This is a genomic window from Halorubrum gandharaense (assembly GCF_054654575.1).
Genome location: NZ_BAAIET010000001.1, coordinates 1805866 through 1822787 on the forward strand (window position 1 = coordinate 1805866; position 16922 = coordinate 1822787).

Genomic DNA, 16922 nt, shown 5'->3' on the forward strand with positions numbered 1-16922 from the left:
CGGGGAGCCGAAATCCACCACGCACACCACGCCCCACGTCCCGCCCGTGGAGCCCGGCGCCGCCAGCGAGCGCCCACCAGCGCCACAAACCGGCCTGACCGCGATCGTCGCGGCCGTCGAGGCGGCGGACGCCGACGCGTTCGTCGCGGTCGGAGACCGTTTCGACGACGACCTCCGGTATCTGACGCGGTTTTCGGGGCCCGACCGCGACTTCGCGGTTATCGTGGTGCCCGCCGGAGTGGACCACGAGGAGCCTCTCGCCCTCCTGCTCGCCCCCGCGCTGTTCGCGGAGCAGGCCGACCGCGAGTTCGTCGCGGGCGCTCGAACGGACGCCGGTGGAGACGGCGGTGACGGCGACGCCGCGAGTTCGACGCCACCGGCGTTTCACGACGGCGTCGACCGCGAGGTTCGGATGCGGAACGTCGGCAGCCCGGCCGGCGAGCGCGCCGCCGACGCCGTCACCGATCTGGTCGGCGCCGACGCCGACCTGCTGGTTCCACAGGGGATCCCCCACGACGCCGCGGTGTTCCTCGAAACCGCCGGCCACGCGGTCGCGTCGACGCCGGCGGTCGCGGAGGCGCGCACGCGAAAGACGCCCGCCGAACTCGACTGTCTGCGCTTCGTCCAGCGGGCGACCGCTCGCGGGATGGCGCGTGCGGAGATGGTGTTGGCGGAGTGCGAGACCGTCAACGAAAGCGAGGCCGACCGGGACTCCAATCCCACCACACCCCTCCGCTGGAACGGCGCCCCGCTCACCACCGAGCGACTCCGCCGGCAGGTGAACGCGACGCTCGCCGCCCACGGCGTTCGGGACGCGGGCAACACCGTCATCGGCGCCGGTCCCACCGCCGCCGACCTCCACTACACGGGCGTGAACCCGGTTCACGCCGGCGACACCGTCCTCCTCGACGTGTCGCCGCGCGGCCCCCACGGCTACTACGGCGACATGACCCGCACGTTCGTCGTCGACGGCGACGGCGGCTGGGAGCGTCGAGCCTACATCGCCTGTGAGGCGGCTCGTGAGGCCGCCCTCGCGGAGATCGAGCCGGGAGTGGCTGCGGGAGCCGTCCACACCGAAGCCACCGCCGAGATCGGCGCGTACGGCTTCGAGATGAACGCCGACGAAGGAGAGCCGGGGTTCACCCACGGCACTGGCCACGGCGTCGGCGTGTCGCTCCACGAGGCGCCCTCGCTGTCGGGCGACGCCGAGCTCCAGCCCGGTCACGTCGTCACCGTGGAGCCCGGCGTCTACGACCCCGAGCGCGGCGGCGTCCGTCTGGAGGACCTCGTCGCCGTCACCGAGGACGGCTCCGAGATCCTCGCCGAGTACCCGTTCGGGATCGTGCCCGAATCGCGGTAGGTCGAGGCGTCACGCTCGCCCGGCCCCGCGCAGCGGCACTGGTCGCGGGTGCGGATCGAGAGCGTCGCTGAGACGCCGCTACTCGGCTACTCCTTCCGCTTCGGCTCATCCGCCGAACTTCCCTGGAGCTGGCTCGGGAGCAGTCCACGAACGAGACCGCGGAGGATCTTCCCCGGGTCGAGGAAGTACTGCGGGAGGATCACCATCGCAGCCGCGACGACGAGCAGCCCGACGCCGAGGGCGGTCTCGCCGGCGAGCAGCTGGATGACGGCGTAGTTCGCGAGCGGGATGGCGAACACCAGCGTCGTCGCCAGCCCGATCATGTCGAACAGTCCGAGGCTCATTGCCACCGATAGTCCGTCGGCCGATAAAAGGCGCACGGCGCGGGACGACGGTCGCCCACCGGCAAGATCGCGGGCAGCCATCTCGAAACTGCAAGTGCCAACGGCTTTGTGAGCCCGCCGCCTTCTTCCGGGCATGTTCACCGGCATCGTCGAGGGGACCGGTCTCGTCACCGATCGCACGGCGACCGCCGACGGCCTCCGGCTGCGGATCGCCGTCGACGGCTTCGAGGACCTCCACCACGGCCAGTCGATCAGCGTTAGCGGCGTCTGTCTCACCGTCGAAACGCACGGCGAGGCCGACCATCCCGACCGCGAACAGCAGTTCGAGGTGTTTCTCGCCGCCGAGACGGTCGCGAAGACGTACCTCGACGACCTCCGGGAGGGCGACGCCGTCAACGTCGAGCGCGCGATGCCCGCCGACGGGCGGTTCGACGGCCACCTCGTGCAGGGCCACGTCGACACCGTCGCGGAGCTGACCGCCGTCGAGTCCGTCGGCGAGGACTGGCGGATCACCGTCGAGATTCCCGAGGGCCACGGCCAGTATCTCGTGCAGAAGGGCTCGGTCACCCTCGACGGCATCTCGCTGACGGTCGCCGAGCGCCGCGAGGACGCCTTCGACGTGGCGATCATCCCGACCACCTACGAGCTCACGACGCTCTCCGAGAAGGCGCCCGGCGACCCGATCCACCTCGAAGTGGACGTGATCGCGAAGTACGTCGAGAACATGGTGGAGGGGTACGTCTGATGGGACGAGATTCGGATGCCGGGGCGGGCTCCGAACGGAGCGACGACGACGCCGACGACGCCGCCGACCCGCAGGCGCGCGTCGCCGCGTTCCGCGAGCGCCACGAGATGGACGCACCTCTTCCGTACGCAGTCCTCGACCTTCAGAGCGAGGTCGGCGAGCTGGCCAAGGAGGTGACGACTAGCACGGAGTACGGCGACGACCCCGCGGCCGCCGCTGTCGCGGAGGACGAACTCGGGGACGCGCTCTTCTCGCTGTTGTCCGTCGCGGAGGCCGCCGACATCGACGCCGACCAGGCGCTCGACGCCGCCCTCGAAAAATACGAGTCCCGGATCGAGACCACCGGCGACGCCGGATCCGGGGAATAGCGCGCGGCGACACTTATTAGGGTCATCCGCGGTGGCGCGCCCGGCGAGCGCCCAACGGGCGCGAGCCGGCGCGCGAGGGAGGCAGCGGTCGCCGGCGGCGCGGTGCGGTCCGCCGGCGCGCTCTCCGCCGAGGCTGGGGAGGCGTGAGGTGCGGTTGCTGTGCTGGGCGGGACTCAAAGGGGCAGGCGACTCCGGGAAGACGGGCGACGTAAGCACCGCAACGAGCGCAGCGAGTGAGGAGCGCAGCGAGCGTCCCGCGAGTCTACGAGCGGGACGACGGAAGTCGCAGCCCGCGAGCGCAGCGAGCCGGAACGTCTGCCGGAATCCTCGACCGGAGTCGCCTGGGGCTTTGGAGGTGTTCATCGTCGTGCTCACACCACCTACTACTTATAAAGAGCCGCCTGGGGATTTGTGGGTATTCGCTGCCGTGCTCACCACAGCAACCGCACAACTCACTTATAAGGTGCCGACTGGAGCGCTGCAGGTGTTCGCCGTCGTACTCCCCACGCAATCCGCTTAAAAGGAGCCGGCTGGGGCTTTATGGGTGTTCGCCGCCGTGCTCACTCTGTCAACCACTTATAAGGAGGCGACAGAGAATGAGGAGATGTTCTCTCCCACTCCTGCTCCGATACCACACGCGATCGCTTATAAGCCGGTCGAGTCAGGGCTCGACGCGGTCGAGCACCACGCCGTCGTCGAAGCGCCCGCGCTGGTCAGCCTTCCGTTCCCGTCGCTCCGCGAGCTCCTCGACGGTCATGCCACGGACCTTCCGGATCGCGTGGACGACCTCCAGCACGTCCGCCAACTCGTCGAGTTCCCGGCTCTCCCGATACTCCGCAACCTCCTCGGCGAGTTTCTCGACCAGCCGCTCCGAGTACTCCTCACCGTCGACCTCGTGGGTGGGCGGCGTTTCGCCGTTCGCCGCGATGATCGCCGGAATCTCGTCGCGAACCAGCTTGTCGTACTCCCGGGCCATATACTGCCGGTAGCCCCGACTCTCTCAGAAAACTGTCGGTCGCACGGCCCGCTCCCGAACGACGCGAGTCGCGCTCGGCGTGGTCTTGGCGCGGTTCGCCGCGCTCGCCGGCGAGCGCGCTCGACGTTGACCACGAGGAACGCTCCGCGACCCACCGCGTACAGCCACGGCTGCGCGAACAAAAACAAAGGGAGAGCGTGGCGCAACTGCGCCCTAGCGCTTAGTCTTCGAGAACGATCTCGATGCTGACGTCGTTGGGCACTTGGACGCGCATCAGCTGACGGAGCGCGCGTTCGTCGGCGTCGATGTCGATCAGACGCTTGTGAACGCGCATCTCCCAGTGCTCCCACGTCGCCGTCCCCTCACCGTCCGGGGACTTACGCGACGGGATCTCGAGCGTCTTCGTCGGCAGCGGGATCGGGCCCGACAGGGCAACCCCCGTCGAGTCCGCGATCTCGCGGACGTCGTCGCAGATGTCGTCGAGGTCCTCGGGGCTCGTGCCGGCGAGGCGGACGCGTGCCTGCTGCATCGATTATCGCTCGTTGACTTCGAGCACCTTGCCGGCCGCGATGGTCTGACCCATGTCGCGGATGGCGAAGCTGCCGAGCTCCGGGATCTCGCCGGAAGCCTCGATGCTGATTGGCTTTTGCGGGCGCACGGTGACGACCGCGGCGTCGCCGGACTTGATGAAGTCCGGGTTCTCCTCGGCGACCTCACCCGAGGACGGGTCGATCTTCTGGTTGATCTCCTCGATCGTACACGCAACCTGTGCGGTGTGCGCGTGGAAGACCGGCGTGTACCCCGCGGTGATCACGCTGGGGTGCTGCATGACGACGACCTGCGCCTTGAACGTCTCAGCGACGCTCGGCGGGTCGTCGGCCGGGCCACAGACGTCGCCACGGCGGATGTCGTCCTTGCCGATGCCGCGGACGTTGAACCCGACGTTGTCACCGGGCTCGGCCTTGGGCACCTCCTCGTGGTGCATCTCGACCGTCTTCACTTCGCCGCCCACGTCGGACGGCTGGAAGGAGACGTTGTCGCCCGTCGCGAGAACGCCGGTCTCGATACGTCCGACCGGGACGGTCCCGATACCGGAGATGGTGTACACGTCCTGAATGGGGAGACGCAGCGGCGCGTCCGTCGGCGGCTCCGACTCGGGCAGGTCGTTGAGGGCCTCGAGGAGGATGTCGCCGTCGAACCACGGCATGTTCTCGGACTCCTCGGCGATGTTGTCGCCCTCGAACGCCGAGATCGGCACGAACGTCGTGTCGTCGGTCGCGAAGCGGACCTGGTTGAGGAGGTCCTTGACCTCCTCGACGACCTCGTTGTACTTGGACTCCTGGTAGTCGACCAGGTCCATCTTGTTGACGCCGATGATGAGCTCGTTGATGCCCAGCGTGCGGGCCAGGAACACGTGCTCTCGGGTCTGGGGCGCGACGCCGTCGTCGGCCGCGACGACGAGCACCGCGTTGTCGGCCTGCGAGGCACCCGTGATCATGTTTTTCACGAAGTCACGGTGGCCCGGACAGTCGACGATGGTGAAGTAGTAGGTGTCCGTGTCGAACTCCTGATGGGCGATGTCGATGGTGACACCGCGCTCTCGCTCCTCGGCGAGGTTGTCCATGACGTAGGCGAACTCGAAGCCACCCTTGCCCTTCTCCTCGGCCTCCTCTCGGTGCTGCTCGATCACGTGCTCGGGGACGCTCCCTGTCTCGTAGAGGAGTCGGCCCACGAGGGTACTCTTCCCGTGGTCAACGTGGCCAATGATGGCCAGGTTCTGGTGCGGTTTGTCACTCATGGTGTAATCACGCGCTAAGGCGCTCTGTGGGAATGTTTTCGCTAGTTTGCACTAAAACGGTTTCGATACGCGTCACACACGACCCCGGCGCCGTCCGTCGGTTTGTGGCACCACGCCACATGCGAAGGAGGCACACGCGGGGGTCGTCGCGCTCGGCGGGCTCGTCACGGGGAAAGGCGTCGACTGCGGCGCCGTCGCGCGCCGGCGCGCGGCGTCGACTACGGATGACCGCGACGCCGCGAGGGCGACTTCAGGGCTCCCCGGAACTACTCCAGCCGTCCCACGTCGCCCAACACGGCGCTCGCCGTCTCGGGGCCGCCCGCGCCGCGCCCGGAGATGTTGAGCCGGCCGGCGTGGCTCGTCTCTATCTGGACGATGTTCTGCGTGCCGGTCACCGCGAGCGTGCCGTTCTCGGGGACTAGCCGCGGCGCGACGCGCACCGAATCGCCCGTCGCCTCGCCGATCAGCCGGACCGTCCGCCCGTCCTCCGCCGCCAGCCGGAGCGCGGAGCCGGGGATGTCGCGGATCCCCTCGACGTCCGCGTCCGCCAGCGTGAACTCGCGGGCGTCGGCCGGGTCGTCGGCCGCACCGAACGAGAGCACGTTCGCGAGGATGACGCACTTGAGCGCGGCGTCCGTCCCGTCCACGTCGAAGGAGGGGTCCGCCTCCGCGACGCCGAGGTCCTGTGCCTCCGCGAGCACGTGCTCGTAGTCGAGCCCCTCCGCGGCCATCCGCGTCAGGATGAAGTTCGCCGTTCCGTTGAGCACGCCCCGCACCGCGGTAACGTGTCCGGGCTCGATGTCCTCGACCGTCGAGACCGCCGGGATGGCCCCGCCGACGGTCGCCTCGAAGCGAACGTCGCCCGCGCTCTCCGCCGCGAGCCCCTGCACGTCGCCGAATCGCTCGGCGACCGGCCCCTTGTTGGCCAACACGACGTTGCGGTCCCGCTCCAGGGCGGTCCGCACGTGCGAGAATCCGGGTTCGGCGTCGCCGAGCGTCGTCGGCGTCGCCTCGACCAACACGTCGTAGTCGGCCGCCAGCGCGTCCGCCGGGTCGGCCTCGCCGACCGTCCCGGTCTCCGCCTTGTGCGCGAGCGCGGCGTCCACGTCGAGGGCTGCTCCGCCGCCGTCTTCCGCAGCGAGCGCCGCTCCCGAGGAGTCCGCGAGCGCGACGACTTCGTGACCGTACTCGCCGGCTAGCTCGGTAACGGAGCGCCCCACGGCGCCCGCACCGATGACGGCGAGTTTCACGCCTCCACCCCCGTGAGCGGAGCGACCAACCGAAGCCCCTTCTCCTCGGCAATGGAGCGCACCGCCGACAGCGCCTCCGCCGTCTCGCCGGCGCGCGCCTCCAGCCGAAGTCGAGCGCTCGACGACTCTTCGGTCCCCTTCGGCGCCGCCAGCGACACGTCGGCGACCGACGCCGACGCACACTCCTCGATCCGGCGGAGGGTGTCGGAGAGGTCCGTGTCGATCAGGTGGCCGAACACGAGCAGCGTGAGCTCCTCGGCGTACTCCTCCGTCCCGGCCTGCATCACGTTGACGCCCTCGTCGCGCAGCGCCTCAACGATGTCGTCGAACCGCGCCGGCGTCGCCTCGAAGTCCACCTCGACCGGGATGTGGCCGCGAGGCGTCTTGTTCCCCCGCTCGTGGTAGATGGAGAGGAGGTTCCCGCCGTTGTCCGCGATCGGGTGGAGCGCCGCCAGCAGTTGGCCCGGCTCATCGACCAGCTCCAGCCGCACCGTGTGCGTCGAGGGGGTCGCCTCGCGCCCGCCGTCGGTCTCGGCCGGCCGCCCGTCGACGCCCGCGAGCGCCGCGGCGTCGTCGCTCACGCGCCCACCTCCGGGCGCGCACCGGCGCCTCCCGCACGTCCGCACGACCGCCCGCCCCGCACGCGCCCGCCCCGGCCGCATCCTGTTGTCGGCGCGGCGCCGTCGCTGCGTGGCTCCGTGCCGATGCGCCGAGCGGGAGTCGTGCTCGTCTGCATGCCCAAACGGAGTCGCGGCAAGCGGTATAAGCCTTCGGCGCTGGCAGGCGTTGCCTCTCCTGCGGTCGTGTGAACGAAGCGCATGGTTCGGTGTGGAAGTGGCCGCCGGCGCCGTTGCTGGCGGTGGGGGCCACAGAGAGTGGAAAGAGAGAAGGACCGCAGTTCGCGACCGACCGACGCGGCGCGTGCCGCGTTAGATGTAGTCGATCGACGAGGGCAGTTCGAGCTTCATACCCTTGCGCTCGCGGATCTCCATGATCTTGTCGCGCTGGAGATTGTCGACGAGCACGCGGAAGCCGGCGTTCTCCGTGTTCCACGACGCGCGACCCTCGGTGGCCGAGCGGATGTCGGAGGAGAAGCCGATCATCTCCTCGACGGGTGCGATACCCTCGACGACCATGAGGTCACCCTCCTGGTACATGTCGTCGACGCGGCCACGTCGACCCTGAATCTCGCCGGACGCCGCGCCCATGTGCTCGGACGGCACGTCAATGCGGACGTTCTGGATCGGCTCCAGCAGGCGGACCTCGCCGTCGATCAGCGCGCGGTGGACCGCGTTGCGGACGGCGGGGATGACCTGTGCGGGACCACGGTGGATGGTGTCCTCGTGGAGCTTCGCGTCGTGCAGGCGGAACAGCGACCCCTGGACCGGCTCGGCGGCGAGCGGGCCGTCGTCGAGCGCGTCCTGAAGGCCCTCCAGAACGAGCTCCATCGTCTCGTTGAGGTGCTGAATCCCCTTCGTGTCGTCGATGAGGATGTTGGTGCGGTGGATGTCCTCCACGTTCTGGGAGGTGTCCTTGTCCATGCCGGCCTCCTGGAGCGCCTCGCGGCGCTCCAGTTCAGGCATGTCCATCGAGACCTCGCCGAGCTGGATCGCGTCGACGATCTCCTGGGACATCGGCTCCACCGTGAGGTAGAACTTGTTGTGGCGGTTCGGCGACTGCCCCTCGACCTCCCGAGAGGTCTCCTGGGGCTGTTCGCGGAAGACGACGATCGGTTCGCCGGTGATGACCGGAATGCCCTGGTTGTCGCGGATACGCTGGGTTATCACTTCGAGGTGAAGCTCACCCTGACCGGAGATGAGGTGCTCGCCCGTGTCCTCGTTGATCTCGATCTGGATGGTGGGGTCCTCCTTGGCGACCTGCTGGAGCGTCTCAATGAGCTTCGGCAGGTCGTCCATGTTCTGTGCCTCGACGGACTTCGTAATGACCGGCTCCGAGATGTGCTCGATCGACTCGAACGGCGTCATCTCGACGGAGGAGACGGTCGAACCCGCGATGGCGTCACGCAGTCCGGTGACGGACGCGATGTTCCCCGCAGGGACGCGCTCCACTTCCTCGCGCTCGGACCCCATGAAGAGGCCGACGCTCTGGAGGCGGTTCTTGCCCGCCGTGCCGGAGACGTACAGCTCCTGGCCCTTCTCCAGCGTGCCGGAGAAGACGCGGCCGGTGGCGATCTCGCCGGCGTGCGGGTCCATCGAAATGTCCGTTACCATGAAGACGACGTCGCCGTCCTCGTTGACGAACCGCATGTCCTCGGCCAGCTCGGTCTCCGGGTCGCCGCGCCAGATGCGCGGGACACGACGGGGCTGGGCGTCGACCGGGTTCGGGAAGTGCTCACACACCATGTCGAGCACGACGTCCGAAAGCGGCGTCCGCTCGTGGAGCTCCTGGCGGTTGTCGGACCGCTCCATCTCGATGATGTCGCCGAAGTCCATCCCGGTGCGCTGCATCGACGGCATGGAGACGCCCCACTTGTAGAGGGCGGACCCGAAGCCGACGGTCCCTTCCTCGACGGAGACCGTCCAGTCGGTCGGGATGTCGTCCATGTTCTCTGCCATGCCGGAGATCAGCTCGTTGACGTCGGCGATGACGGACATCAGCCGCTCCTGCATCTCCTCGGGCCCCTCCTGGAGCTCGGAGATGAGGCGGTCGACCTTGTTGATGAACAGCGTCGGCTTGACGCCCTCGCGGAGCGCCTGCCGCAGCACCGTCTCCGTCTGGGGCATCGCGCCCTCGACGGCGTCCACGACGACGAGCGCGCCGTCGACCGCGCGCATCGCGCGGGTGACGTCGCCACCGAAGTCGACGTGGCCGGGGGTGTCGATCAGGTTGATGAGGTGGTTGGTGTCCTCGTACTCGTGGGTCATCGAAACGTTTGCCGCGTCGATGGTGATCCCACGCTCCTGCTCGTCCTCCTTCGTGTCCATCGCGAGCTGCTCGCCCGCCGTGTCCTCGGAGATCATGCCGGCGCCGGCCAGCAGGTTGTCGGACAGCGTCGTCTTGCCGTGGTCGACGTGGGCGGCGATGGCGATGTTCCGGATGTGCTCCGGATTGTCCATCAACCGCTCGCACTCTTGAACGATCTTCTTTCGTCGGCCCATTATACCGACTCATACCGCCAGCGGGGTCAAAAGGGTAGTGTTTCTCTCCGGCCGATTTCGAGGGATCGGCCCCCTGAGGCCCGCTTTCGTGTGGACCGCTCGCACGCTTTTGACGCCGGCGAGACGTGCCGGCGGTCGCCGACCCCCTCGACCCACGCCCACAGCCGAGACGCGCCGACGTCTCTCCGAACGCGCTCGCCGGCGGGACGCTCTGCCGGCCTGACGGAATCGGCGGAGAGGCTTATAAATCATCGACGCAAGAGCCTTATTTGCCCGGGGCGTGTCAACAGTACGCATGGACCTGCACGTACAGGGGGACGTACCCCCCGATCCGTTCCTGGGCGCCGCCGACCTGTTCGAGACCGAGTACACGCTCTCGGAGCCCGTCTACGTTCGCGTGCGCGAGGACCCCGACGAGCGCACCTGGGCGGGCCACTACGCGGACCACCACGTGCTCAACGTCTCGCGACGGGCCGCGACCAGCGCGATGGCCCGCGAGCTCGCCGTACACGAACTCTCCCACATGGCCCGCTACGAGGAGGGCCACGCCTCCCACATCCAGTCCACGGAGGAAGCGCTGTATCTCGGACTCGCCGGCGAGCAGGTCGAGCGCCGCAAGCTCACTCACTGCTACCAGATCGCGAACCACATGAAGGACGTGTACGCCGACGACCTCACCCTCTCGGTCGCCCCGGCCGACAAGCTGCTCGGCTTTCTGGAGTCGACGCTGGCGACGGCGGTCGCCGACCGTCCGGCCCCGCCACGCCCCGACTCGGAGCCGGCGACGCCCGGTGCGGATCCGGAGATCACCGCGGTCAACGCCGCCTTCGCGCTGGCGCTCGTCGAGCGCCACGACCTCGCGGACCGCGACCACCGGCTCTACGACCTCGCGCGAGCGGCCGGCAGCGACGCGCCAACCGTGGACGTCGACGATTTTCGCCGGCGCTTCCTCTCGCTCGGCCCCGACCCGTCCGAGAGCGACTACCGGAAGGCGCTGGTGGCGACCACCCGAGCCTACGCGGTGTGAGAATTCCAACACGTCCCCGTCCGTCGATAGTCCCCTGATTATCGTGGGTCGATATTCGGAAGGAAAGCCTATGCCGCCCGATAGGAGAGTTCGAGTAACGACGCATGTCCTCGCAACCGACCGGGCGGTCCGTTCATTCCGCCGACGGCGGAAGCGCAGCCGACCGTTTTCTCTCGGCCGTCGCCGTCGACGGCGAGGTGCTGTTCGCCGGACCCGCAACCGGGGACGTGCTCGGCGTCGACCGACGGACGCTCGTCGGCGACGACTTACTCGAGTGCGTCCATCCCGACGAGCCGAGCGGCTCGCTGGAGATGCCCCGGCTCCGCGAGGACCTCGACGAACTGGAGCGCGGCGAGCGCGGCGTCGAGCGCGCTCCCGGCGCCGTTTTCGAGGTCCGTGCGCCGACGCCGGCGGCGGCCGACGACGGCGAGCCGTGGGTCGCCCGCTAGGGAGAGCCGGGCTGGCGGGTGCGGTCCGACGAATCCCCCGCCGCCAACGGATTTTTGCCTGTGACGCGAGAACTCGGGGCGATGCCAGACGCCGACGACAGGGTCTACTACGTTATCAGCGACCTCCACATCGGCGGCGACGAACAGTTGGAGGAGGTGGAGTTCCGCGACGAGCTCATGACGTTCCTCGACCGGCTCGCCGAAACCGACGAGAACGCCGAGCTCGTCGTCAACGGCGACGCGTTCGGTCTCTGGGAGATCACCGACGTCGAGGGCGTCGAGAAGTTCGACAGTATCGAGGAGGCGTACCCGGAGATCCTCGACGCGTTCCGCCGCGCCGGCGAGAACGTCGACGTGACGTTGCTGCCCGGTAACCACGACCACGAGCTCGCGGCGTACGACGCGTACGTCGACCGGCTGGCCGAGTACAACGTCGAACTCGTCCAGGGCCAGTCGGTCGAGCGCCGGGTGGGCGACGCCGCGATCCACTTCGAGCACGGCCACCAGCGCGACCCCAACAACCGGATCGACGACTGGGGGAACCCGGCGTCGACGCCGCTCGGCTACTACTACAACACCCACGTGACGAGCCGGGCGGGGAAGCTCTCCGACCGCGGCCGGTTCAACTGGCTGAAAGACGTACAGGCGGTCACCCCCACCGAGCGGATGCCCGTCTGGCTGTTCTCGAAGTATTTCTACCGGGAGATGAACCCCGCCCTGCGGTACGCGCTCGTCCCCTTCCTGCTGTTGTTCAACCTGAGCGCGCTGATCGCGGTCGGCGCGGGCCTCGACCTGGCGGGCGTCTGGGACATGCCGATCGCGCGCACGACGGCGTTCCTCGGCGGGTTCGGCATCGCCGGCACCGCGGTCTACTACCTGCTCGTCGTCAACGTCGCGGTCGTCGGACTTCTGTTGCTCGTGTACATCCCCTACTACTTCCTGAAACGGGATTTCAAGCAGACGATCGAGCGGTTCGGCGTGCTGGAGACCGACCTCACCGTCGACGCCGAACACCCCTACCGCGAGGCGGCCCGAGAGGTGTTCGACGAGAATCCCGAGACCGCCGTCTTCTGTTACGGCCACACCCACCGTCCGAAGTGTCGCGAGCTCGACGGCGGGCTCCTCGTGAACACGGGGACCTGGCTCAAGCGACTCCACCGGCGGGACGGCGTGATCGGGATCCTCCCGCCCGTCTTCTACCCCTCCTACCGGATCCCCGTGGTCCGGATCGCTGCCGACGGAGGCACCGACGACGGGGGAACTGACGCCGGAAGCTCCGACGATGGCGCCATCGACGTGACGTACGAGTCGGTCGAAAAGCCGAGTCCCGCGCCCGAGGAGCTAACGCTCACCGAGCGGCTGTTGACCGTCGGCCGCGCACCCGACGAGCCACTGCCCGACGGTGCGAGATACGATCCGAGCGGAAGCACCGACGACGACACCGCACGAAACGAGTAGCCCGCAGCGTCAGCGTCGCGAGATCCGGACGATCCGGTCGTCGGCCTCGGTCGGGAAGTCGCCCTCCGCTCGCCCGTCACGATTCGAGGTGAGCGCGTAGAGGCTCCCGTCCGGCCCCTCCTCCACGTGGCGGACGCGCCCGAGTTCGTTTTCAAGCAGCGCGTGAGTGACCGCATCGTACTCCTCGTCGGTCCAGTCGGCGTCGTGCCGATCGCCGCCGTCGGCGTCGGGCGTGGCCTCGCCGCCGCGCGGGTAGATGGTGCCGACGGTCACCTGCTGGGAGACGAGCCCGCCGAACAGCAGTCTGCGCTGAAACCCCTGCGGCGCATCGGGAGTCGTGAAGACGCACCCCGACGGCGCCCACGTCCTGCCGGTTCCGGAGTGGGCCACCGGGCGGGCGAACTCCGTCCCCGGATACGTGTCCCCGTCGCGGGCCGCCTCCTCCTCGGGCCCCCAGCCGTGGTCGTCGCCGGGGCGAAGCACGTGGACCTCGTCGCGTGCGGCCTCGCCGTGCTCGGTGGTCACCGGCGACCCGTCCGGCAGGAAGGAGATCCCCTGCGGGTTGCGGTGGCCGACCGAGAACACCCGGTCGTCGCCACCCAGGTCGGGGTTATCGGGTGCCGGGCTCCCGTCAGGCTCCAGCCGAAGCACCTTCCCGGCCAGCGAGTTCGGGTCCGGCGGGAGGTCGAGTTCGTCGGCGTCGCCGGTCGTCACCCAGAGGTAGTTCGCCGGCCCGAACGCGATCCGCGAGCCGTTGTGAATGAGCCGGTGGCCCGGGATGGCGTCGACGACGACCGTCTCCGTCTCGCCCGGGTCGTCGGCGCTCACGTCGTAGTGGACGACGCGGTTCCGATACTCCTCTTCGCCCGCCTGATAGGTGTAGACGGCATACACCAGCGGTACGTCCGGATACCGGGGATGGACCGCGATCCCCATCAACCCGCCCTCGCTCCCGCCCTCCCACCAGCCATCCTCCTCGCCGGGGGCGATGGAGTCCGCGTGGTCGATCACGTCGCCGGGCACGGTCACCGCCGCGAGCTCCTCGCTGTCGTACCGGACGATCCGGCCGACGCGCTCGGAGACGAACAGGTCGCCGTCGGGCGCGACCGCGAGGTCCCACGGCACCTCCAACCCCTCGACGACGGGTTCGACCTCGACGTTCGTCGGTGGCGTCCCAGTCGGCGGGTCCCAGTCCGGGTCGTAGCCGTCCCACGCCTCGAGATCGTGGTCCACCGACCGGTCGTAGTCGGCGTCGGGGACCGGGGTTTCGGTGTCGGATCCGGAACCCGAGCCCGGATCCCCGTTCGTTTCGGAGGGCTCCTCGTCGGCACAGCCGGCGAGCGCGGCGGTTCCCGCGAGTCCGGCGGCGAGAAACGCGCGTCGGTCCAGTCGCATGGTCGCAATTGGGAGAGCGGCGGCTAAAGCGTGCTGTTCGCGAAAGGAACGTGGTGGACCGCGTTAGCGGGCCGCGGCGGCGACGCGCTCGCGCTCCTCCTTCTGCGAGATGGAGTAGGTCTGCACGTCGTAGTCGGCTGCGGCGATCAGCTCCTGGGCGAGCGCTTCCGCCGCGGAGGTGCTCGTCTTGTACGTCGCGCTGGCGACGCCGTCGGAGATGAACAGCAGCGCCTGGTCGACGCGGCGCTGGGGCGCGACGTCGACCGCCTTCGGGACGGAGATGCCGCCGTACTTGAGGCGGACGGTCTCCTCGCGGGGCGCCGCGTTCTCGACGGCGGTGACGAGGATCTGCGCCGGGTTCTCCTCCGTGCGCTCGTGGATGATGTCGAAGGCGTCACGCACGATGCGCGTCGCCTGCTGTTTCTTGCCCGTGTTCTCGTCGGTCTGCATCAGCCGGTTGATGAGCCGCTCGACCAGCGAGATCTCGGACTTCTTGAACTGCTTGGACGCGTGACGGCCCATCGTGTGGGCGATGGGGGTCACGGTCATGTAGCGCTTCGTCGAGGGGTCCGCGTACGCGATCTCGGTGACGTCCCACTGACCGAACAGCTTCGCGTTCTGGTTGGCCGCCTCGCTGGAGGCCGGCGCGTCCGGCTCCGGCTCGTCGGGCGCGACCTCGGGCTCCTCCTCGGCCTCGATCTCGGACTCGTCCCCGCTCATCTGACGGGTTTCTCCGCGTTACCGCGAACGAGTTCGATCATCGACACGCCGTTGACCTTCTCGACTTTATAGTTGACACCGGAAAGGTCGCCCATCGCGCGACCCTTCGCCCCGCCGATCCCGGCGATGGTGACTTCGTCGTGCTCGTCGATGAACGAGATAGCGCCGTCACCGGGACAGAACGCGGTGACCTGCTTCCCGTTCTTGATGAGCTGAACGCGGACACACTTTCGGATCGCCGAGTTCGGCTGCTTTGCCTCGATGCCGACCTTTTCGAGGACGATGCCGCGGGCCTGCGGCGCACCCTCGAGCGGGTCGGACTTCTTTTTGAGCCCGCGCTCTCTCCGAGCGTACTCGGAGTCGGACCAGCGTCGTTTCTGCCGGTCCTTTTTGAGCTTACGGGCCGCGTATTTGCCGTTCGCCATCGTACTCTCACTTCCAAACGGAGCTACTTAAGCGTCGTCCTTTGCGAGCGCCGAAACGGCCTCAGATCCGCCGAGCGGTACCTCTCCGCCGATCTGAGGCAGTTTCGCACGCACACGCAACGACGGCCGCTCCTGACCGTTGAGCGGGTAAGCCGCCGTGAGAGCCCGTTATTTCGGTGATTCGCCGCCATAGACGTTTAAAAGCCGTGGCGCGCCCGGCGAGCGCCCTCTTAAGGGCGCGAGCCGGAGCGCGAGGGAGGCAGCGGTCGCCGGCGGAGCGGTTTCCCGCCGGCGCCCGCCTGCCGAGGCTGGGGAGGCGTGAGGTGCGGTTGCGGTGCTGGGCGGGGTGGGACTCAAAGGGGCAGCCGGCTCCGGGAAGACGGGCGACGTAAGCACCGCAGCGGGTGGTGCGGAGAGCGAGGAGCGCAGCGAGCCCCTCGACCGGAGCCGGCTGGGGCTTTGCAGGCGTGCGTCGTCGTGCTCACCTCTTAAACCTCTCAGCTCGCTTATAAGGAGCCGGCTGGGGTGTTGACGGCCCTGTTCACCAAGCTCACCGTCACACTCGCACCGTCCACTCAAAAGGAGCAAGCAGAATCGTCGCAGGCGTTCGCCGTCGCACTCACCGCATCAACCGCTTATAAGGAGCAACGGGGAACGTCGACGCCAGCGGTCGTCGCGTCCACACCGACCACACAGAACCCCAACACCACCTATTCGCCGTCGGTCTCCTCACGCGCCTCGGCCACCCAGTCGGGCTCGTCGACCGGCGTCTCGCCCACGTCGCGGAACTCGATCGTGATCGTCGACTCGGCAGGGATCCCCTCCTGAGCACCCTCCCAGTGCTGGACGAGCTCGCGAACGACGCCGTCGACCGTGACGAACAGCGTCGCCTCCGCGGCGTCGACCTCGTCGGGCACGTCGACATCGCCGTCGAACGCGTCCGCGGTGAGTCGCAGGGTCTCGCCGTCGTCGACCGTCTCCACGAACGTCATGTTCCAGCCGTCGAGTCCGCGCACGCCCGCGAGCGCGTCCTCACGGTACGTCGCCTCGAACGCCGCGTCCGACTGGTCGACCGTCTCCCGATGGAACGCCTCCTGGTCGCCGGCGACCTCCCGGTAGAACGCCTCGCCGTCGGCGATGTACGCCGCCGACACCGACGCCGCCCCGTCCAGCGCCTCCTGTCTGAGGTACTGTCGACGGGGGTCGACGGAGAACCCCGCCTCGTACTCCTGCGAGGGGAGCCACCGGCTTGGCTCTTCTTCGCCCTCGTGGTCGGTCTCGGCCGTCGAGAACAGCGTGAAACTCCCCGCGTCCACCAGCGCGTCGGCGTGCGTCTCCACGAGTGTCTCCGCGTCGAGCGCGCCGTCGTCGAGCCAGTCGACGTCCGGCGGCGCCTCGCCCGCGTCGTCGCCACATCCGGCCAGCCCGACCGCGAGCCCGGCGCCGAGTCCCGCGAGTAGCCGTCGTCGTTGCATGGCTGCGAGAAAG

At 68.6% G+C, this 16922-nt stretch carries 16 protein-coding genes and 1 pseudogene; 6 read left to right on the top strand and 11 right to left on the bottom strand.

Going from position 1 to position 16922, the window contains the following annotated elements; genetic code table 11:
- Positions 1-46 precede the first annotated feature (46 nt).
- Positions 47-1360, top strand: a complete 1314-nt coding sequence (locus tag ACYQ07_RS08645; protein ID WP_459880292.1) for a M24 family metallopeptidase — start codon at positions 47-49, stop codon at positions 1358-1360.
- Positions 1361-1446: 86 nt separating this feature from the next.
- On the opposite strand, the gene ACYQ07_RS08650 is transcribed toward ACYQ07_RS08645, so the two are convergent.
- Positions 1447-1704 carry a DUF7533 family protein gene (locus ACYQ07_RS08650; RefSeq protein ID WP_459879973.1) on the bottom strand — a complete coding sequence of 86 codons (258 nt, stop codon included), beginning with the start codon at positions 1702-1704 and terminating at the stop codon, positions 1447-1449.
- A gap of 133 nt (positions 1705-1837) precedes the next feature.
- Here ACYQ07_RS08650 and ACYQ07_RS08655 point away from each other — a divergent pair, with 133 nt between their 5' ends.
- Positions 1838-2449, top strand: a complete 612-nt coding sequence (locus ACYQ07_RS08655; RefSeq protein WP_459879976.1) for a riboflavin synthase — start codon at positions 1838-1840, stop codon at positions 2447-2449.
- A 107-nt stretch (positions 2450-2556) separates the two neighbouring features.
- Positions 2557-2817 carry a MazG nucleotide pyrophosphohydrolase domain-containing protein gene (locus tag ACYQ07_RS08660; RefSeq protein WP_459880295.1) on the top strand — a complete coding sequence of 87 codons (261 nt, stop codon included), beginning with the start codon at positions 2557-2559 and terminating at the stop codon, positions 2815-2817.
- 661 nt (positions 2818-3478) lie between these two features.
- Here ACYQ07_RS08660 and ACYQ07_RS08665 read toward each other — a convergent pair.
- From ACYQ07_RS08665 to ACYQ07_RS08690, 6 genes are all read right to left on the bottom strand, one after another.
- Positions 3479-3793 carry a nucleoside triphosphate pyrophosphohydrolase gene (locus tag ACYQ07_RS08665; protein ID WP_459879979.1) on the bottom strand — a complete coding sequence of 105 codons (315 nt, stop codon included), beginning with the start codon at positions 3791-3793 and terminating at the stop codon, positions 3479-3481.
- 220 nt (positions 3794-4013) lie between these two features.
- On the bottom strand, positions 4014-4322 hold the full coding sequence (rpsJ, locus tag ACYQ07_RS08670; protein WP_004048854.1) for a 30S ribosomal protein S10: 309 nt from the start codon (positions 4320-4322) through the stop codon (positions 4014-4016).
- Positions 4323-4325: 3 nt separating this feature from the next.
- On the bottom strand, positions 4326-5591 hold the full coding sequence (gene tuf / locus ACYQ07_RS08675; RefSeq protein WP_459879981.1) for a translation elongation factor EF-1 subunit alpha: 1266 nt from the start codon (positions 5589-5591) through the stop codon (positions 4326-4328).
- Positions 5592-5857: 266 nt separating this feature from the next.
- Complete coding sequence (locus tag ACYQ07_RS08680; protein ID WP_459879984.1) at positions 5858-6841, bottom strand: homoserine dehydrogenase; 984 nt, start codon at positions 6839-6841, stop codon at positions 5858-5860.
- A complete protein-coding gene (locus ACYQ07_RS08685) occupies positions 6838-7503 on the bottom strand; it encodes an amino acid-binding protein (protein WP_459879989.1) in 666 nt (221 codons plus the stop codon). Before ACYQ07_RS08685 ends, ACYQ07_RS08680 begins: the two co-directional genes overlap by 4 nt.
- A 267-nt stretch (positions 7504-7770) precedes the next feature.
- Entirely contained in the window at positions 7771-9960 is a 2190-nt protein-coding gene (locus ACYQ07_RS08690; RefSeq protein ID WP_459879992.1) for an elongation factor EF-2, read from the bottom strand.
- 295 nt (positions 9961-10255) lie between these two features.
- On the opposite strand from ACYQ07_RS08690, the gene ACYQ07_RS08695 reads away from it, so the two are divergent.
- From ACYQ07_RS08695 to ACYQ07_RS08705, 3 genes and pseudogenes are all read left to right on the top strand, one after another.
- On the top strand, positions 10256-10987 hold the full coding sequence (locus ACYQ07_RS08695) for a DUF5781 family protein (RefSeq protein WP_459879995.1): 732 nt from the start codon (positions 10256-10258) through the stop codon (positions 10985-10987).
- Positions 10988-11091: 104 nt separating this feature from the next.
- A pseudogene (locus ACYQ07_RS08700) lies at positions 11092-11280 on the top strand (PAS domain-containing protein); the annotation flags it as partial.
- Between the two features lie 237 nt (positions 11281-11517).
- Positions 11518-12894 carry a metallophosphoesterase gene (locus ACYQ07_RS08705; RefSeq protein WP_459879998.1) on the top strand — a complete coding sequence of 459 codons (1377 nt, stop codon included), beginning with the start codon at positions 11518-11520 and terminating at the stop codon, positions 12892-12894.
- A gap of 9 nt (positions 12895-12903) precedes the next feature.
- Here ACYQ07_RS08705 and ACYQ07_RS08710 read toward each other — a convergent pair whose 3' ends face one another.
- From ACYQ07_RS08710 to ACYQ07_RS08725, 4 genes are all read right to left on the bottom strand, one after another.
- Entirely contained in the window at positions 12904-14289 is a 1386-nt protein-coding gene (locus tag ACYQ07_RS08710) for a PQQ-dependent sugar dehydrogenase (RefSeq protein WP_459880000.1), read from the bottom strand.
- Between the two features lie 63 nt (positions 14290-14352).
- Positions 14353-15009, bottom strand: coding sequence for a 30S ribosomal protein S7 (locus tag ACYQ07_RS08715; protein ID WP_459880002.1), 657 nt, complete (start codon positions 15007-15009; stop codon positions 14353-14355).
- On the bottom strand, positions 15006-15434 hold the full coding sequence (locus ACYQ07_RS08720; protein ID WP_004599087.1) for a 30S ribosomal protein S12: 429 nt from the start codon (positions 15432-15434) through the stop codon (positions 15006-15008). Before ACYQ07_RS08720 ends, ACYQ07_RS08715 begins: the two co-directional genes overlap by 4 nt.
- A gap of 710 nt (positions 15435-16144) precedes the next feature.
- Entirely contained in the window at positions 16145-16909 is a 765-nt protein-coding gene (locus tag ACYQ07_RS08725) for a DUF7537 family lipoprotein (protein ID WP_459880006.1), read from the bottom strand.
- Between the last annotated feature and the right edge of the window lie 13 nt (positions 16910-16922).